The 17641-nt window shown below is 49.9% G+C and carries 16 protein-coding genes; 14 read left to right on the plus strand and 2 right to left on the minus strand.

All coding sequences use genetic code 11. From position 1 onward, the window contains the following. Positions 1-56 precede the first annotated feature (56 nt). The 8 genes from sdhC to OIR97_RS02645 all read left to right on the plus strand — a co-directional run bounded on the left by sdhC (position 57) and on the right by OIR97_RS02645 (position 6641). Positions 57-446, plus strand: coding sequence for a succinate dehydrogenase, cytochrome b556 subunit (gene sdhC / locus OIR97_RS02610; RefSeq protein WP_169544155.1), 390 nt, complete (start codon positions 57-59; stop codon positions 444-446). A 2-nt stretch (positions 447-448) separates the two neighbouring features. Beyond that, on the plus strand, positions 449-829 hold the full coding sequence (gene sdhD, locus OIR97_RS02615) for a succinate dehydrogenase, hydrophobic membrane anchor protein (protein ID WP_169544156.1): 381 nt from the start codon (positions 449-451) through the stop codon (positions 827-829). 5 nt (positions 830-834) lie between these two features. Beyond that, positions 835-2628, plus strand: a complete 1794-nt coding sequence (gene sdhA, locus OIR97_RS02620; RefSeq protein ID WP_169544157.1) for a succinate dehydrogenase flavoprotein subunit — start codon at positions 835-837, stop codon at positions 2626-2628. Between the two features lie 18 nt (positions 2629-2646). Beyond that, entirely contained in the window at positions 2647-3429 is a 783-nt protein-coding gene (locus OIR97_RS02625) for a succinate dehydrogenase iron-sulfur subunit (RefSeq protein WP_169544158.1), read from the plus strand. 102 nt (positions 3430-3531) lie between these two features. Then, a complete protein-coding gene (locus tag OIR97_RS02630; protein ID WP_169544159.1) occupies positions 3532-4308 on the plus strand; it encodes a YdcF family protein in 777 nt (258 codons plus the stop codon). Positions 4309-4386: 78 nt separating this feature from the next. After that, on the plus strand, positions 4387-4959 hold the full coding sequence (locus OIR97_RS02635; RefSeq protein WP_169544160.1) for a TetR/AcrR family transcriptional regulator: 573 nt from the start codon (positions 4387-4389) through the stop codon (positions 4957-4959). A gap of 9 nt (positions 4960-4968) precedes the next feature. Next, positions 4969-5937, plus strand: a complete 969-nt coding sequence (locus OIR97_RS02640; RefSeq protein ID WP_169544161.1) for an MBL fold metallo-hydrolase — start codon at positions 4969-4971, stop codon at positions 5935-5937. A gap of 98 nt (positions 5938-6035) precedes the next feature. After that, positions 6036-6641, plus strand: coding sequence for an FMN-binding negative transcriptional regulator (locus tag OIR97_RS02645; RefSeq protein WP_169544162.1), 606 nt, complete (start codon positions 6036-6038; stop codon positions 6639-6641). A gap of 47 nt (positions 6642-6688) precedes the next feature. Here OIR97_RS02645 and zapE read toward each other — a convergent pair whose 3' ends face one another. Continuing rightward, on the minus strand, positions 6689-7810 hold the full coding sequence (gene zapE, locus OIR97_RS02650) for a cell division protein ZapE (protein WP_169544163.1): 1122 nt from the start codon (positions 7808-7810) through the stop codon (positions 6689-6691). A 56-nt stretch (positions 7811-7866) separates the two neighbouring features. After that, positions 7867-8454 (minus strand): hypothetical protein, encoded by a 588-nt coding sequence (locus OIR97_RS02655; protein ID WP_169544164.1) that lies wholly within the window; start codon positions 8452-8454, stop codon positions 7867-7869. Positions 8455-8754: 300 nt separating this feature from the next. Here OIR97_RS02655 and mdh point away from each other — a divergent pair, with 300 nt between their 5' ends. From mdh to lpdA, 6 genes are all read left to right on the plus strand, one after another. Beyond that, positions 8755-9717, plus strand: coding sequence for a malate dehydrogenase (gene mdh / locus OIR97_RS02660; RefSeq protein WP_169544165.1), 963 nt, complete (start codon positions 8755-8757; stop codon positions 9715-9717). Between the two features lie 122 nt (positions 9718-9839). Next, positions 9840-11009, plus strand: a complete 1170-nt coding sequence (gene sucC / locus OIR97_RS02665; protein ID WP_169544166.1) for an ADP-forming succinate--CoA ligase subunit beta — start codon at positions 9840-9842, stop codon at positions 11007-11009. Then, positions 11009-11884: a succinate--CoA ligase subunit alpha gene (sucD, locus tag OIR97_RS02670; RefSeq protein ID WP_169544167.1), complete on the plus strand. Its 876-nt coding sequence runs from the start codon at positions 11009-11011 to the stop codon at positions 11882-11884. Before sucC ends, sucD begins: the two co-directional genes overlap by 1 nt. A gap of 76 nt (positions 11885-11960) precedes the next feature. Next, positions 11961-14849: a 2-oxoglutarate dehydrogenase E1 component gene (locus tag OIR97_RS02675; RefSeq protein ID WP_169544168.1), complete on the plus strand. Its 2889-nt coding sequence runs from the start codon at positions 11961-11963 to the stop codon at positions 14847-14849. A gap of 12 nt (positions 14850-14861) precedes the next feature. Continuing rightward, positions 14862-16148 (plus strand): 2-oxoglutarate dehydrogenase complex dihydrolipoyllysine-residue succinyltransferase, encoded by a 1287-nt coding sequence (odhB, locus tag OIR97_RS02680; RefSeq protein WP_169544169.1) that lies wholly within the window; start codon positions 14862-14864, stop codon positions 16146-16148. A gap of 28 nt (positions 16149-16176) precedes the next feature. Then, the gene (lpdA, locus tag OIR97_RS02685; protein WP_169544170.1) at positions 16177-17580 is read left to right on the plus strand and encodes a dihydrolipoyl dehydrogenase; all 1404 of its coding nucleotides are present in this window, start codon (positions 16177-16179) and stop codon (positions 17578-17580) included. The last annotated feature ends 61 nt before the right edge of the window (positions 17581-17641 follow it).

The raw sequence follows: 17641 nt of genomic DNA on the forward strand, positions 1-17641 counted from the left end.
CGAGCGAAAAAGAAAGCCTTAGTTCCTGCAATGTATACCCTGCTAGAGAGATATCCATGGCGAATGTAGAAAGACCGATATCGCCGCATCTGGGGATTTATAAACCTCAGATCACGATGGTGACATCCATTACCCACCGCATCACAGGCGTCGCCTTAGGCGTGGGTACCCTCCTGTTGACCTGGTGGCTGATCGCGGCCGCTGCTGGCCCCGACGCTTTTGAAACCGTAAACGGATTTATTTCCTCGTGGTTCGGGCGTCTCGTTTTGTTCGGCTTTAGCTGGGCTCTGTTCTACCACCTCTGCAATGGCATTCGCCATTTGTTCTGGGATGCCGGTAAGGGCTTTGAGCTTCCGACGATGCGGAAAACGGGTATGGCCGCAATTGTGATGTCTGTTGTTTTGACTGTCCTGACCTGGGTCATTGCATACGGAATAGGAGGGTAACCATGAGTATGAGAACACCTCTTAAAAATGTCCGTCATCTTGGCTCCGCCAAGGAAGGAACCGTTCATTGGTGGCATCAGAAGGTCACGGCAGTTGCGCTGATCCCACTCTTTGTTATCGCACTGGCTTACGTGATTTCTTTGGTTGGTGCTGATTACGAACGGGTTCGTTATATTCTCAGTCTGCCATTTACCTCTATTATTCTTCTCCTTCTTATTGGCGCAACCTTCTATCATTTGAAGCTTGGCCTGCAGGTTGTCATTGAAGATTATATTCATGGTGAGCTTAGAAAAGTTGTCTGCCTGATGCTGAACAATTTCTTCTGTGCTGTTGTTGGTCTTGCCGCTGCGCTGGCCGTTTTAAAGCTGGCGTTTGGGGGATAAAGTATATGTCTGAAGCCTATCCGATTATTGAACATAAATATGACGTGGTCGTCGTCGGCGCTGGTGGCGCCGGTCTTCGTGCGACTATGGGCATGGCCCAGGCTGGCCTGAAAACAGCCGCGATTACCAAAGTTTTCCCGACCCGGTCTCACACTGTTGCAGCGCAGGGTGGTATCTCAGCTTCCTTGGGAAATATGGGTGAAGATAACTGGCAGTGGCACATGTATGACACTGTAAAGGGATCTGACTGGCTGGGTGATCAGGACGCTATTGAATATATGTGCCGTGAAGCCCCGGCGGCTGTTCTGGAACTGGAACAGTTCGGAATGCCGTTCAGCCGGACGGAAGAAGGTAAAATCTATCAGCGTGCCTTTGGTGGTATGACAACCCAGTTTGGTGAAGGCCCTGCCGCACAGCGGACATGTGCAGCCGCTGACCGGACGGGTCATGCGATGTTGCATACGCTTTATAGCCAGTCTTTGAAATACGATACCGATTTTTACATCGAATATTTCGCGCTGGACCTCATCATGGACAAAGATGGCGCCTGTAAAGGGGTTCTTTGTCTTTGCCTTGAGGACGGAACCCTGCATCTTTTCCGGTCCCATATGGTTGTCTTGGCAACGGGTGGCTTTGGGCGTGCCTATTTCTCCTGTACGTCAGCACACACCTGCACAGGTGACGGTGGCGGTATGGTTCTGCGGGCAGGTCTGCCGTTGCAGGATATGGAATTCACACAATTCCACCCGACCGGTATCTATGGCGCGGGTTGCCTGATTACAGAGGGTGTGCGCGGTGAAGGCGGATATCTTGTCAATGGTGAGGGCGAACGTTTCATGGAACGATATGCCCCAAGTGCCAAGGATCTGGCCAGCCGGGATGTTGTTTCGCGGTCAATGACCATGGAAATCCGGGAAGGCCGCGGTGTTGGCGGACGTAAAGATCATATTTATCTGCATCTGGATCATTTGGACAAAGCGATGATCGAAGAACGCCTGCCGGGTATTTCTGAAAGTGCCCGCATTTTTGCTGGTGTTGATGTGAATAAAGAGCCAATCCCTGTTATCCCTACGGTTCACTATAATATGGGCGGTATTCCAACCAATTATCATGGTGAAGTTGTTGATTTGAAAGATGGCAACCCGGATGCCGTTGTCCCAGGCCTGATGGCTGTGGGCGAGGCCGCGTGCGTGTCTGTTCACGGTGCAAACCGCCTGGGTTCAAATTCCCTGATTGACCTTGTGGTCTTTGGCCGGGCGGCGGCGCTTCGTGCAAAAGATGTTGTGACGTCCGGTGAAGCCCATTCACCGTTGGCGGCCGATGCCTGTGATGAGGCTTTGGGTCGATTGGATAAATTCCGCAACGCAAAAGGCGGACAGTCTACGGCACAGATCCGTGATAAAATGCAGCGGGTAATGCAGGATGACTGCGCTGTCTTCCGGACAGGAGAGACCTTGAAGGCCGGCGTAACAAAAATCAATGATGTTGAAAAACAGATGGCCGATATTGCGACAACAGATCGCTCGCTCGTCTGGAATTCTGACCTCGTTGAAACGCTGGAACTGGATAACTTGATCCGTCAGGCTGTGGTTTCCATGACAGCGGCTGAAAACAGAAAAGAAAGCCGCGGCGCTCATGCTCGTGAAGATTTCCCGGATCGGGATGATAAAAACTGGATGAAGCATACGCTCACCTATCATACCGATGCAGAGGGCGTGAAACTGGATTACCGTCCGGTTCATGATTACACGCTCACTGAAGAAATCGACTATATCAAACCCAAAGCCCGGGTCTACTAAGAGGATTAGGGACGTAAAATGGTTGAATTGACATTACCTAAAAATTCACGCGTAGGCACCGGTAAGACCCATCCGAAACCGGATGGGGCTAAGAATACCAAAGCTTTTAACGTGTATCGCTGGTCACCAGATGACACAGAAAATCCACGCATCGATACCTATCATGTGGATCTGGATGACTGTGGTCCGATGATTTTGGACGGTCTGATCAAGATCAAAAACGAAATTGATCCGACGCTAACATTCCGGCGCTCGTGCCGTGAGGGTATTTGTGGCTCCTGTGCCATGAATATCAATGGTACGAATACGCTGGCCTGTACAAAAGGCATGGATGAGGTGGATGGCGATATTAATATCTATCCGCTACCGCATCAGCCTGTTGTTAAAGACCTTGTGCCGGATCTGACCAATTTCTATGCGCAATATGCGTCTATTAAACCGTGGATGCAGACCCAGACACCACCACCTCCTGATCAGGAGCGTTTGCAGTCGAAGGAAGACCGGGAAAAGCTGGATGGTCTATACGAGTGTATTCTGTGCGCGTGTTGTTCGACATCCTGCCCAAGTTACTGGTGGAATTCAGATCGGTTCCTCGGCCCTGCCATTCTTTTGCAGGCTTACCGCTGGTTAGCGGACAGCCGGGATGAGTTTACCGGCGAGCGTCTGGATAATCTGGAAGATCCGTTCCGTCTGTATCGCTGTCATACGATTATGAATTGTGCGAATACTTGTCCTAAAGGATTGAACCCTGCAAAAGCCATTGCAGAGATCAAAAAAATGATGGTTGAGCGCCGCGGTTAGTGGTTTCTATCAATCTATACAGGAAGGTCGCCTCTGGCGGCCTTTTTTGTTGCCTGTTCCTGCGCAGTCTTCCACTATGAGGAAAAGAGGGGGGGCGGCAGTATGATGGATTACGTTTTGACATTCCTGGTGGATGGCTTGTCTTTACCGGGGCTTGTTCTGATCGCGCTGCCATTTGCGTTTTTTGACTGGCTCAGTTTGGGGCGCAGAAAGTTTTTATTCTATACGTTGGGCTGCTTTATTTTGATGAGTTTGCCGGTAACGGGAAAAGCATTATTGTGGCCGCTCGAAATCGGCGTTTTATATTCTGAAATACCAGATGGCGAAGCACCAGCGGGAATACAGGCCATTGCTGTCATATCCAACGGAACCGAGACTGATCGTCAAATCGGGGCTGAGGCGATTGCCCCAACATCGTATTTCCGTTTTTTGAAAGCAGCGTCTTTGGCCCGTCAATCTGGCGTTCCTTTGTTAGTGTCGGGGACGGCGCGAAATGGGGACGGGAAAACAACAGATATTGAATATATCCAAACAGTCGCACAGCAGCAGTTTCAGGATGTTGAGATAAAATATCAGGGGGGCGCACGGTCAACCACCGACCATGTGACGCATCTGGTGAAGATGAGCGGCGAGGTTGGTGCGTCTAAAATTCTTCTTCTTACAACGGGCCATCATGCTTTACGTAGTCGAGCCTTGCTTCGTGCGCACAAGATTGCACCGGATCCGGTCGTTGTTGGTGTGCGCCACGCTTCTTTCTTGCCCACTGACTTGCTCCCTTCCTTTGAAGGCTTCTATTTCTGGAAATTGGCGCTTAAAGAATATGTGGGACTTATGAAATACTGGCTCGACGGCGTCCTCTCGATTTCTGACCTTAAATAACAAGTGCCCGGAACAGGCATTGACAAAACCCAATCTATAAAATAAATAGACCGTTCTGTATATTTTATGGAAGGCGCCATGTCTAAAGGATTGCAAACTAAAGCCCGTATTGTTGATGTCGCTGCGGATCTTATTCAGACCAGCGGATATCACGCGATGGGGATCAATCAAATTACCGCTCATGGGAAAATTCCTAAGGGGTCGCTGTATTTCCATTTTCCGGGTGGAAAAGAGGCGATCGCGTTGGCGGCTATTGAGCAGGGTGGTCAGACGGTGCAGTCGATCTTATGTGAGGCACGGCAAGGCGCGGATACGACGGAAGCTTTTATCTCCGCTGTCGTTGAAGCCTTTTGCGCATTATTGACGAATACCGGTTTTCAAAAAGGGTGCCCGGTCAGTTCAATCACACTGGAAATGGCACCAGGTTCTGATCCGATTACGGCGGCCTGCAAAGATGTTTTTGACAGGTGGCACCATGAAATTGAAGAAGCCTTGGTTCAGCTGAAATGTTCCCATCCTAATAAACCCGCCCTCGCAACACTTCTACTGAGTGCGATCGAAGGGTCCCTCATTATCTGCCGGGCACAAAAAAACACCCGGTCCCTAGAGGAAACGAAAGACCTGCTTCTTCCCCTTTGTGCAACGAATTAAGGACTAACAATGGTAAAAAAGATTTTGCTCGCACTGGCAGTGGTGCTGATTGCCTTCATCTGTCTTTTGACCTGGCATTTCTGGCCACGGCAAATTGACGTTTCAGCCTATCCGGCGCCAACATTTGCAAAAACGACCGTCAATATTGACCCGCAGCAGATGGGAGAGGTGCGCCTTGGGTATTTTAGTACGGGGCACAATTTGTCTCCCGAAGCATTTGTCTTTAGCGGGGGGGATCTGACAAAAACCCACAAATCCTTGTATTCCGGAATGGTGGTCAAGCATCCGAAAGGGACTTTTTTGTTTGAAGGGGGCATTGGTTCGGACGTTGCAGAACAGTCCGAAAAGCATTTTTCAGGCTTTCAAAGGCTGCTTTTTTCATTCGTTCCAGAGCCAACAGCACGGCAGCATATCGAAAAATCACCGGTTAAGATGGACGAGATCGATTTCGTCTTGCTCACCCATCTGCACTGGGATCATACAGGGGTTATTTCAGAAATCCCGGACGCGCAGTTGCAGGTCACACAGGATGAGCTGAGCTGGGCGAAAGAACATGGCACTGGGGCCGCAGGGTTTTTTCCTGATCAGTATAATCGAAGTGACCTTAACTGGAAGTTTGTTACGTTTGAAGCTGTCCCTTACGAAAATTTTGAACGCTCTCACGATCTGTATGGTGATGGTTCGATTGTTCTGGTTCCGCTGAACGGCCACACCGCTGGAAGCCTTGGTATGTTCGTAACGTTGCGGGATGGGACGCGTTATTTCTTTATCGGAGACATTTCCTGGTCGGCAAAGGCAGTCGAGATACCTGCGATGCGTCCCCCTTTAGGGCAGCATCTTGCAGATCAGTATACGGATGCCTTAACAGAAAGCGTTGTCGGTCTTTATCATCTTAAAAAACGATATCCCGATTTAAAGATTGTTCCAACACATGATGCAACAGCGTTCCAGTCGGTGGAAAAACTCTCTGACTGGTAAGGAAAGTGGCTCTATCCATTTTCGATTTTTGGAACTGTTAATGACCGCAGCTTCTGTTAAATCTGATCGTCATTGTTCATGATTTGGAAGCTCGTAAGATGTATGTTCCCCAACATTTCAGTAGTCCGGCAATTGAGACCCTTGTTTCTTTGTTGCCGGACGCCAGTTTTGCCACCCTTGTAACCGTTGACGATCAGGGAGATCCATTTGCCAGCCATATTCCGGTGAGCTTTGATGCCAAGGCTGGCGAATATGGAACCATTACCGGACATCTGGCAAAAGCAAACCCTCATTCAGGGTTCATCGCCACTCGTCCATCACTCGTCATTTTTTCTGGACCGCATCAGTATATCTCCCCCCGGGATTACGACACAAAGATGAATGTTCCAACCTGGAACTATGTGGCGGTCCATGCACGCGGACAGGCTGTTATCGAGACGGAACGTGAAAGGGTAAGAGCTGTTCTCGAAGGACTGACCCGGGAAAATGAGCGGGATCGCCGCGACCCGTGGGACGTCGGGATGTTCGACGAAAAACGCCTTAACGCGATGATGAACGCAATTGTTGCTTTCAATATTCCGGTGGCGCAGTTGCAGGCGAAAGCCAAGCTGGGGCAGAATAAATCTGAGGCCGACAGAAAAGCGCTGGCGGATGCGACGATCGGGACAGAACTGGAAGCATGGCAGCGATCTTCTGCGTCATGACCGTATCTGTAACATGATACGAGATGGTTCCCTGATCGTCGGGCGTATCAGGTGATTGCGCCCTTAAGATAGTCTTCTGAACGCATTTCCATAAGACGGGACACGGTTCTGGCAAACTCGAAATGCCCATCCCCCTGTTCATAGAGATTGTCAGCCTCCACTTCAGCTGAGAGGACAAGGTTTGCGCCGGCTTCATACAGAACGTCGACTAACGTAACGAACCGCTTTGCCTCATTGCGATTATGGGGCCCGAGTTTGGGAACATTATCGAGGATCAGGGAATGAAAATTTTCTGCAAGAAGCAGGAAATCAGAGGCGCCCAAAGGCCGGGCACAAAGCTCCTCAAAGGAAAAGCGTGCGACACCGCGGGCGGTCGTATGGGCATGGAGTTCCCGGCCTTGTGTTTTTAATGTGAGAGGCGCTGGTTTGGTGCCCTCTGTCAACATGTCGAACACCCGGTTAAGATTTTCGTCAGCCTCTGGCCCAAGAGGCGAGAAATAAACCGGGCTTTTCGAGAGCCGGTCCAGACGATAATCGGTCCCGCCTGATAAGTGCAGGATATCCAGTTCTTCCTTGATCAGGTCAATAAAAGGTAAAAACAGATCGCGGTTCAGACCATCTTTGTAAAGATCTTCGGGCACCCTGTTTGATGTCGCAATGACAACGACACCATGCGAGAAAAGGAGTTCGAACAAACGTCCAAGGAGCATGGCGTCGGCAACGTCACTGACTTGAAATTCATCAAAGCAAAGGAGCCAGGCGTCATCTGCTATTTTTTGGGCCAGCGGCTCTATCGGATCGTCCCCTTTGCGGTTTGGATCTTTCCGCCACTGATGAATAAAGGCATGTACTTCCAGCATAAAGGCGTGAAAATGTACGCGTCTTTTTTGGGTGACCGGAGCCGTGTCAAAGAATAAATCCATCAACATCGACTTACCCCGTCCCACATCGCCATACATATAAATGCCCTGCGGGGGTTCCACTCGCGGTTTGCGGGCGCCAAGGCGAAACACGTCAGTCCAATGCGGGCTGGTGATCGGATTGTAGGATTGCAGGCGACGATGCAGGGTCTGGAGTTTTTCAACTGCCAATTCCTGGATGGGGTCGTGCTGGATCGCATTCTCGGCGCGTAAAGCCCGATATGCTTCAAGGGGGCCGTGTGAAGTCATGATGGCGTTAAAGCAAGCTTCTGCGAGGATGTAAAGAGGAATGCCGCAAAGGGCGGTTAAAAAACACCGCCATTTGTCAGTCGCTTGCGCAAATCATTGGATCCGACATCCGCAACGCTGGTCTGTTTGAGCTGCTTGAAATCAAAAGACGCCGTTGCTGCTGTCAATGCGGGCATCGGTTTTGGTTTATAGGCGACTGTTTGGTTGGTGAGCGTAACAGATTTTCTGGTCAGGGCAGCAAGAACCCTGTCGGCGCTTTTAACGGCTGTGGGGTTAATGGCCGGAAACTGATTTTCCTTGTATGGAATTTCGGCCAGCTGGATATCCTGCCCTGCAGGCGTGTCGAGTAACGCGACCAGTCCTTTAAAGTCCCCTTGGGTTGCAACGGAGTCTTTCGGCTCGCAAATCGCTCGATCCTCGCGGAATACTGCTTCTAGAATACGGCAATCCTGACCGGTCACAAGATCAAGGGCATGTTCCCCCAGTCCTTTGCCCGTGATCAGGGCAGAGCCAATAGAACCGGCGGTTAGTAATTCGCTTAAGGTAAGTCCGGCAATAATCGTTTCCGCACACCCGGTCAGGGAAATGCAGACCACACTGCAAAGAGCAGCTTTTTTGACGATTCGAGTAGACTTGGCGTTCATGTGTATCCGGTTAGTCGTTTTCTGTTACAGGTCCAACTATACCCGGCATGTATTACTAACAGCTTACCAGCAACCCTAAAATTTTATCTTCTTGTTGGTCTTTTCTTACAAAATTTCGAACCTACATCTGTTTGAACGCCCATCTGAGTGTGATTTTATCCTCTTATGACGAAAAAAATGTGAGAATTTTCCTTCGTGACCTTGCTCTTGGTTAAGAAACGGGGTAGACCGACCCAAGAATTAATTAAAGAGGACTTTGTGTCTTCGCACAGAGCCCTCTCAACATATCCGGAGAATAGAATGGCTCGCAAAAAAATAGCGCTGATTGGCGGCGGAAACATTGGTGGAACCTTGGCACACTTGGCTGGTCTCAAGGAGCTGGGCGATGTTGTCCTTTTTGACATCGTTGATGGTCTGCCTCAAGGCAAAAGCCTGGACATCGCGTCTTCTTCTCCTGTTGATCGTTTCAATGCAACAATGACCGGTGCAAATGACTATAGCGCTATCGAAGGTGCTGACGTCTGTATCGTGACAGCCGGTATTGCCCGTAAGCCTGGCATGAGCCGTGATGATCTTCTGGGAACAAATATCAAGGTTATGCAATCGGTTGGTGAAGGTATCAAAAAATACGCGCCAAACGCTTTTGTTATCTGTATCACCAACCCTCTTGACGCCATGGTTTGGGTGTTGCGCGAAAAATGTGGATTGCCACACAACAAAGTTGTCGGCATGGCCGGCGTTTTGGACAGCGCGCGCTTCCGTCTTTTCCTTGCTGAAGAATTTAATGTTTCAGTCGAAGACGTAACAGCCTTCGTTCTGGGTGGCCACGGCGATACGATGGTTCCACTGACACGCTATTCAACAGTCGCCGGTATTCCTGTTCCTGACCTGATTAAAATGGGTTGGACAACGCAGGAAAAAATCGACGCGATTGTTGACCGGACACGGAATGGCGGCGCAGAAGTTGTTGCCCTGTTGAAAACCGGTTCTGCTTTTTATGCGCCAGCTTCCAGTGCAATCACAATGGCGGAAGCCTATTTGAAAGACAAAAAACGCGTTCTGCCTTGTGCAGCCTATGTTGATGGTCAATATGGACTGGACGGAATGTATGTCGGTGTTCCAACCGTCATTGGCGCCGAAGGAATTGAACGTGTCGTAGAGATTGAAATGAACGCGGATGAAAAGGCCATGTTTGATAATTCAGTCGATGCGGTGAAAGGACTTGTCGAAGCCTGCATTGGCATTGACCCAAGCCTCGGCTAACGGAAAATAAAAAGGGGCGCAGCCAAATTGGTTGTGCCCCTTTTTTTCAGTGTTATAGTCGAATTTCGATCATATATCCGACCAGCATAGTGCTGATCCAAACAGGCGAATAGCGGTAGAATATGAATATTCATGAATATCAGGCCAAAGGCCTTCTAGCAAAATACGGTGTGACCGTGCCAAAAGGTGGGGTTGCTTACACAGCTGAAGAAGCAAAAACAGTAGCGCAGGGACTCGGCGGTCCTGTCTGGGTTGTTAAATCCCAGATCCACGCTGGCGGCCGCGGCCTTGGCGGCGGTGTCAAGGTTGTTAAATCTCTTGAGGAAGTTGTTGAAACAGCAAAATCCATGATCGGTATGCAGCTGGTGACCCATCAGACTGGCCCTGAAGGAAAAGAAGTTAAACGTGTCTATGTTGAAGATGGCTGCGATATTGCGCGCGAACTTTACCTGGGTGCGATTATTGATCGGGCAAAAGATTGCGTGACTTTCATGGCGTCCACTGAAGGCGGCATGGAAATTGAGGAAGTTGCAGCAGCAACACCTGAAAAAATTAAAATGGTCAGCATCGATCCTGCAACTGGCATTCAGGCGTTCCACGCTCGTCAGGTTGCTTTCTCCCTCGGGTTGGAAGGCAAGCAGGTTGGCGCAGCCGTTAAATTCATTATGGCCCTGTATAATGCGATTATGGACACGGACGCCAGCCTTGTGGAAATCAATCCACTGGTTGTCACTGGTGCCGGCGAGGTCATCGCCCTTGATGCAAAAATGAATTTTGATGACAACGCTCTGTTCCGTCAGAAAGAAATTGCTGAATTGCGCGATCCTGACGAAGAAGATCCGTCAGAACTTGAAGCTGCCCAGTATGACCTGAACTACATCAAGCTTGACGGCAACATCGGTTGCATGGTGAACGGTGCGGGTCTTGCGATGGCGACCATGGATATCATCAAGCTCAATGGTGGCGATCCAGCCAACTTCCTTGACGTTGGTGGCGGCGCAACAAAAGAAAAAGTCACCGAAGCGTTCAAGATTATTCTGAAAGACGAAAATGTTGAAGGCATTCTGGTCAATATCTTCGGCGGTATCATGCGCTGTGACGTGATTGCAGAAGGTGTTGTTGCTGCGGCGAAAGAAGTTGCGCTGAGCGTTCCACTGGTTGTTCGCCTTGAAGGCACGAATGTCGACCTTGGTAAGAAAATCCTGGCCGAATCTGGTCTGCCGATTACCTCTGCAGATGATCTGGGTGACGCTGCTGAGAAAATTGTTAAAGAAGTGAAGGAGGCAGCATAATGGCCGTACTCGTCAATAAAGAGACAAAGGTCATTTGTCAGGGCTTCACCGGCTCTCAAGGGACTTTCCATTCCGAGCAGGCGATTGCTTACGGAACTAAAATGGTCGGTGGTGTTACGCCGGGCAAGGGCGGCGAAAGCCATCTTGATCTGCCAATTTTCAACACCGTGGAAGAGGCTGTTCACACAACGGGCGCCAATGCCAGTGTGATTTACGTGCCGCCTCCGTTTGCGGCAGATGCTATTCTGGAAGCCGTCGATGCAAAAGTCGAACTGGTTGTCTGTATTACGGAAGGTATCCCGGTTCTGGATATGGTTCGGGTAAAACGCGCTTTGAAAAATAGCGGCACTCGTTTGATCGGACCAAACTGCCCGGGCGTCATTACGCCGGATGAATGTAAAATCGGTATTATGCCGGGTCATATTCACCGTCGTGGTAATGTGGGTATCGTTTCGCGGTCAGGTACACTGACCTACGAAGCCGTTGCACAGACAACTGCCGCAGGTCTCGGTCAGTCAACCTGTATCGGTATCGGTGGCGATCCGGTTAATGGAACTAACTTCATCGATTGTCTGGAGATGTTCCTGCAGGACGATGAAACTGAATCCATTATCATGATCGGTGAAATCGGTGGTTCAGCAGAAGAAGAGGCTGCTGACTTCCTGAAACAGTCTAAAATCAAGAAGCCTGTTGTTGGCTTTATCGCGGGTGTTACTGCGCCTCCTGGCCGTCGCATGGGCCATGCGGGTGCTATCATTTCCGGCGGTAAAGGCGGTGCAGACGATAAAATGGATGCCATGCGCAGCGCAGGAATTACTGTCTCTGACAGCCCTTCTGCACTTGGTTCTACTTTGGTAAGAGTTTTGAAAGGGTAGTATAGTAATACTACTCGTTCATTTTAACTCGACTTTTACTTTGGGGGTGGGCAATTGCCCACCCATATGACCGGAAATGGCACAACAAGTGGACAATTCTTCCTTCCTCTCTGGCACAAATGCCGGATTTATTGAAGATCTTTATCTTCGCTACCAGAATGACCCAACTTCAGTTGACAGCAGCTGGCAGCAGTATTTTCAGACCCTGGGCGATGACGCAGAAACTGTCGTAGCAGAAAATCGCGGCGCCCCCTGGACCCCAAGTAACGGAATTTCCCCTGAAGACGAATACGGCATCCTTGGAGATGCGGCCTATCGCGCCATTGAAAAGGCGGAGAAAAAAGGTCTTCCTCAACAGGACATCAGAGCGGCAGCGATTGATACCATTCGCGCCCTCATGTTGATCAGAAGCTATCGCGTTCGCGGGCATCTGAAAGCCAACCTGGATCCCTTGGGTCTGGAAGCGCCAAAAGAACACCCGGAACTGGATCCTCGAACCTATGGATTTGATGAAAGTGACTGGGATCGCGAAATCTTTCTGGATAATGTTCTCGGATTGGAAACGTCAACAATCCGCGAGATACTTGAGATCGTGACCCGCACCTATTGCGGATCGATCGGTGTCGAGTTTATGCATATTCAGGAGCCAGATCAGAAAGCCTGGATCCAGGAACGTATTGAAGGACGTCATAAAGACGTTACTTTCACGTCAGAAGGCAAGGTTGCGATTTTGCGCAAACTGATCGAAACAGAAGGTTTCGAACATTTTCTGAACGTAAAATATACCGGTACAAAACGGTTCGGTCTGGATGGCGGTGAATCGCTGGTGCCGGCCATGGAAGGCGTTATTAAACGCGGTGGCCAGCTTGGCGTTAAAGAAATTGTTTTGGGTATGCCTCATCGGGGACGCCTGAATATTCTGACAAATGTTATGGCGAAACCGTTCCGGGCCGTGTTTTCTGAATTTCAGGGGAACCCAGCCAATCCAGAAGATGTGGAAGGTTCTGGTGATGTGAAGTATCACTTGGGGACGTCTTCTGATCGTGAATTCGATGGCAATAATGTGCATCTATCCTTGACCGCGAACCCGTCTCATCTGGAAGCAGTTAATCCTGTTGTTCTTGGTAAGGCACGGGCGAAGCAATCTCAGATTGGCCATAATGTAGGCGAGCAGGTGATGCCGCTTCTGCTTCATGGTGACGCGGCTTTTGCCGGGCAGGGTGTTGTTGCTGAATGTTTTGGGCTCTCTGAACTTAAAGGGTACCGGACGTCCGGCACCATTCACTTTGTGGTCAATAATCAGATCGGCTTTACCACAAGTCCTAAATACTCACGGTCCAGCCCGTATCCATCTGATGTGGGGAAAATGGTTCAGGCGCCAATTTTCCATGTCAATGGCGATGATCCTGAGGCCGTTTGCCATGTGGCAAAAATTGCGACTGAATTCCGTCAGCAGTTCCAGATTGATGTTGTCATCGACATGTTCTGTTATCGCCGCCATGGTCATAACGAAGGGGACGAGCCAGCCTTTACTCAACCATTAATGTATCGGACAATTTCCCAGCATCCTACTACCATGCAGATCTACGCTAAAAAACTGATTGAAGAAGGCGTAGTTCAGGAAAGTCAGGTTGAAGGCTGGATCGCTGAATTTAAAGATTATCTGGAAAAACAGTTTGAGACAGCCAACAGCTTCAAGCCAAATAAAGCGGACTGGTTCGAAGGTCGCTGGCAGGGGTTTGAGCGAGCCGATCAAGGTGCTCGCCGTGGTACAACCGCTGTTGAGTTGGATATATTGCGGGAGATCGGTAATAAACTGACTGAAATTCCGGAAAATCATAATGTGCACAGAACCCTGCAACGGGTCCTGAAAGCCAAGAAGAAAATGATCGATACCGGTGAAAATATCGACTGGGCGACCGCAGAAGCGCTGGCTTTTGGCTCATTGCTCAAAGAAAATTATCCGGTTCGCCTATCCGGACAGGATTGTGGCCGCGGAACATTTTCACAGCGCCATTCCGTTATCGTTGACCAGATGACAGAAGAACGGTATGTCCCGCTTAATAATCTGGACGGTGAACAGGCACAGTATGAAGTCATTGACAGTATGTTGTCTGAAATGGCGGTACTGGGTTACGAATATGGCTATAGTCTTGCAGAGCCTAAGACACTGGTTCTTTGGGAAGCCCAGTTTGGTGATTTTGCCAATGGTGCTCAGGTGATCATTGATCAGTTTATCTCTAGCGGTGAAGCAAAATGGCTGCGGATGAGTGGTCTGGTTATGCTTCTGCCGCATGGTTATGAAGGTCAAGGACCTGAACATTCCTCGGCCCGTCTTGAACGGTATTTGCAATCATCTGCGGAAGATAACTGGCAAATCGTGAACTGTACGACACCAGCCAACTATTTCCATGTGCTGCGCCGTCAGATCCATCGCAAGTTCCGTAAACCACTGGTCATAATGACGCCTAAATCCTTGTTGCGCCATAAAATGGCGGTTTCCACACTTGACGAAATGGGACCGGGTTCAACCTTCCACAGGGTTCTGTATGATAATGAAAAATTATGTGCAGATAAGGATGTCAAACGCATCGTTCTATGTTCGGGTAAGGTTTATTATGACCTGAAAGCCCGCCGGGATGAAGTGGGTCTGAAAGATACTTATTTCCTTCGTCTGGAGCAGCTGTATCCGTTCCCGGAACAGGCACTGGCAGATGAACTGAAAGCGTTCACGCATATCGAGGATATCGTGTGGTGTCAGGAAGAACCGAAAAATATGGGCGCCTGGTCATTTGTAGAACCTCGTATTGAAGAAGTTCTGGCGTCTGTCGGCATGAAAAATGTGTCCCGGGCCCGTTATGCAGGTCGGAATGAATCAGCGGCAACCGCCACTGGTTTGCTGAAGCAGCATAATAAACAACAAGCAGCACTAGTAGATGATGCACTTGGCATCAAATCCGAATAGGAAAGTAAGAACATGACTGTTGAAATTCGTGTGCCCGTTCTTGGGGAATCCGTAACGGAAGCCACTGTGGGTCAGTGGTTCAAGCAAGTCGGTGATTCAATTGCCAAGGATGAGCCTATCGTTGAGCTTGAAACAGACAAAGTGACGCTGGAAGTCAATGCGACGGAAAGCGGGCGTCTGGAAGAAATCATCGCTGCAGAAGGTGAAGATGTCGAAGTTGGCGCTCTTTTGGGTCAGATCGTTGCTGGGGCTTCAGGGAATGCCTCTGCCAAGCCCAAGGCAGAAGCGCCCAAGGAAGATGCGCCTAAACAAGCTGAAAAGCCTGCGAAGCCCGCTGAAGTCAAATCAGAACCCGCTGCGGCTCCAGCGTCTTCTGGCTCGGTTGAAACATTGCCTGCCGCGCAAAAGCTTATCGACGAAAATAATCTGAACGCGTCCGACATCCGTGGGACCGGTAAAGATGGCCGGATTACCAAGGGTGATGTACTTGAAGCGCTTGAAAATGGCGGCAAGTCTCCTGCGGCAGCGCCGTCTGCTCCGTCCGCGGCTCCTGCCGCTGCACCTGCACCTGCGGCCCCTTCTGGACCGCGGAGTGAAGAGGCGCGTGAAGAGCGCGTGAAGATGACTCGCCTGCGCAAGAGTATCGCGTCGAAACTTAAAGAAGCGCAGAATACTGCCGCGATGCTAACCACTTATAACGAAGTGGATCTGACTAATCTGATGGCGTTGCGCGCGGAATACAAAGATCTGTTTTTGAAAAAGCATGAAGTCAAGCTTGGTTTCATGTCTTTCTTTACCAAAGCCTGTATCGCCGGCCTGCAGGAACTGCCTGCGGTAAATGCTGAAATTGATGGCGATCAGATCATTTATAAAAACTACTATCACATGGGTGTTGCTGTCGGGACGCCAAATGGTCTTGTGGTTCCTGTTTTGCGGGATGCCGATCAGATGAGCTTCGCTGAAGTTGAAAAAGGTATTGCAGAACTGGGCCGGAAGGCTCGGGACGGCAAGCTGAGCATGGCGGACATGCAAGGTGGCACTTTCACGATTTCAAACGGTGGTGTTTACGGCTCTCTGATGTCGTCTCCAATTTTGAACGCGCCTCAATCAGGTGTATTGGGGATGCATAAAATTCAGGAGCGGCCGATGGTTGTCGACGGTGAAATTAAAATTCGCCCGATGATGTATCTGGCCCTGTCTTATGATCATCGGATCATTGACGGTAAAGAGGCGGTGACGTTCCTTGTCCGCGTGAAAGAAGCGCTGGAAGACCCACAACGCCTGTTGCTGGACCTGTAATTCTAACATTTCCCTAAAGGGGATTATCATGAGTGACGATAGCTTTGACTTGATTGTGGTCGGTGGCGGCCCGGGCGGATATACTGCGGCCATTCGCGCGGCACAACTGGGCATGAAAACGGCCTGTGTTGAAAAACGCGGCGCGTTGGGCGGAACATGCCTGAATGTTGGGTGTATCCCATCGAAAGCCCTGCTGAAATCTTCCGAACTATTTGAAGAAGCTCAGCATGATTTTGCTGATCGCGGTATTAACGTGGGTTCCGTTAAACTGGACCTGTCCAAGATGCTGGGCCAAAAAGAAACAACGGTTGAAGGCTTGACGCAAGGCATCGAGTTTTTGTTCAAGAAGAACAAGGTGACTTACATCAAGGGCGCCGGAGAGCTTCAGGGTGGCGGTCGCGTTGAAGTGACCGGCGAGGAAAACAAAGTCATCAAGGGGAAAAATATTCTGATTTGTACGGGATCAGAAGTGACACCCTTGCCAAATGTGGACATCGACGAAAAACAAATCGTCTCGTCCACAGGGGCCCTTGAACTTAAAAAAGTGCCGAAAAGCATGATTGTTATCGGCGGTGGTGTGATCGGTCTTGAGCTGGGAACCGTTTGGCGGCGTTTGGGCGCCGAAGTGACGGTTGTCGAGTTCCTTGACCGAATTCTGCCCGGCACGGATAACGAGGTCGCGAAAACAACGCAACGGGTGCTGAAAAAGCAGGGCATGAAGTTCATGCTCGGCAAGAAAGTCACCGGGGCCAAAAAAGCCAAATCTGGCGTGACATTGACCGTGGAACCTGCAAAAGGTGGTGACGCGGAAGAATTGAAGGCTGAGGTTGTTCTGGTTGCAATCGGTCGTCGTCCGTATACCGAAGGTTTGGGTCTGGATGATCTGGGTGTAGAGCGGGATAAAGCCGGCCGGATTATCGTCGATAAAACTTTTAAATCCAGTGTTGATGGTGTCTATGCCATTGGTGATGTAATCGATGGCCCTATGCTTGCTCATAAAGCAGAAGACGAAGGCGTTGTCTGCGTTGAAATGCTGGCAGGACAAAAACCTCATATCAATTACGATACCATTCCCGGTGTCATCTATACCTGGCCAGAAGTTGCGACGGTTGGAAAGACCGAAGAACAGCTTAAGGACGCGGGTATTGAATATAATGTTGGCAAGGTGCCCTTTATGGCGAATAGCCGGGCGCGGGCCAATGGGTTCACCGAAGGATTTGCAAAAATTCTGGCCGACAAGAAAACCGATAAAGTTTTGGGTGTTCATATTATTGGACCAGATGCAGGTACCGTTATTCATGAATGTGTCCTGGCGATGGAGTTTGGCGCTTCTGCGGAAGATATTGCGAGAACCTGCCATGCCCATCCGACATTGAACGAAGCTGTGAAAGAAGCCGCGCTTGCGGTTGCCGGTCGTACTTTGAACAGTTGACCTTTCGGTTTAAATTCTTGAAAATGCAGGGCCGGATTTCAGGATCCGGCCCTTTCTTTTT

This window comes from Sneathiella aquimaris, from assembly GCF_026409565.1.
GTDB classification, from domain to species: domain Bacteria; phylum Pseudomonadota; class Alphaproteobacteria; order Sneathiellales; family Sneathiellaceae; genus Sneathiella; species Sneathiella aquimaris.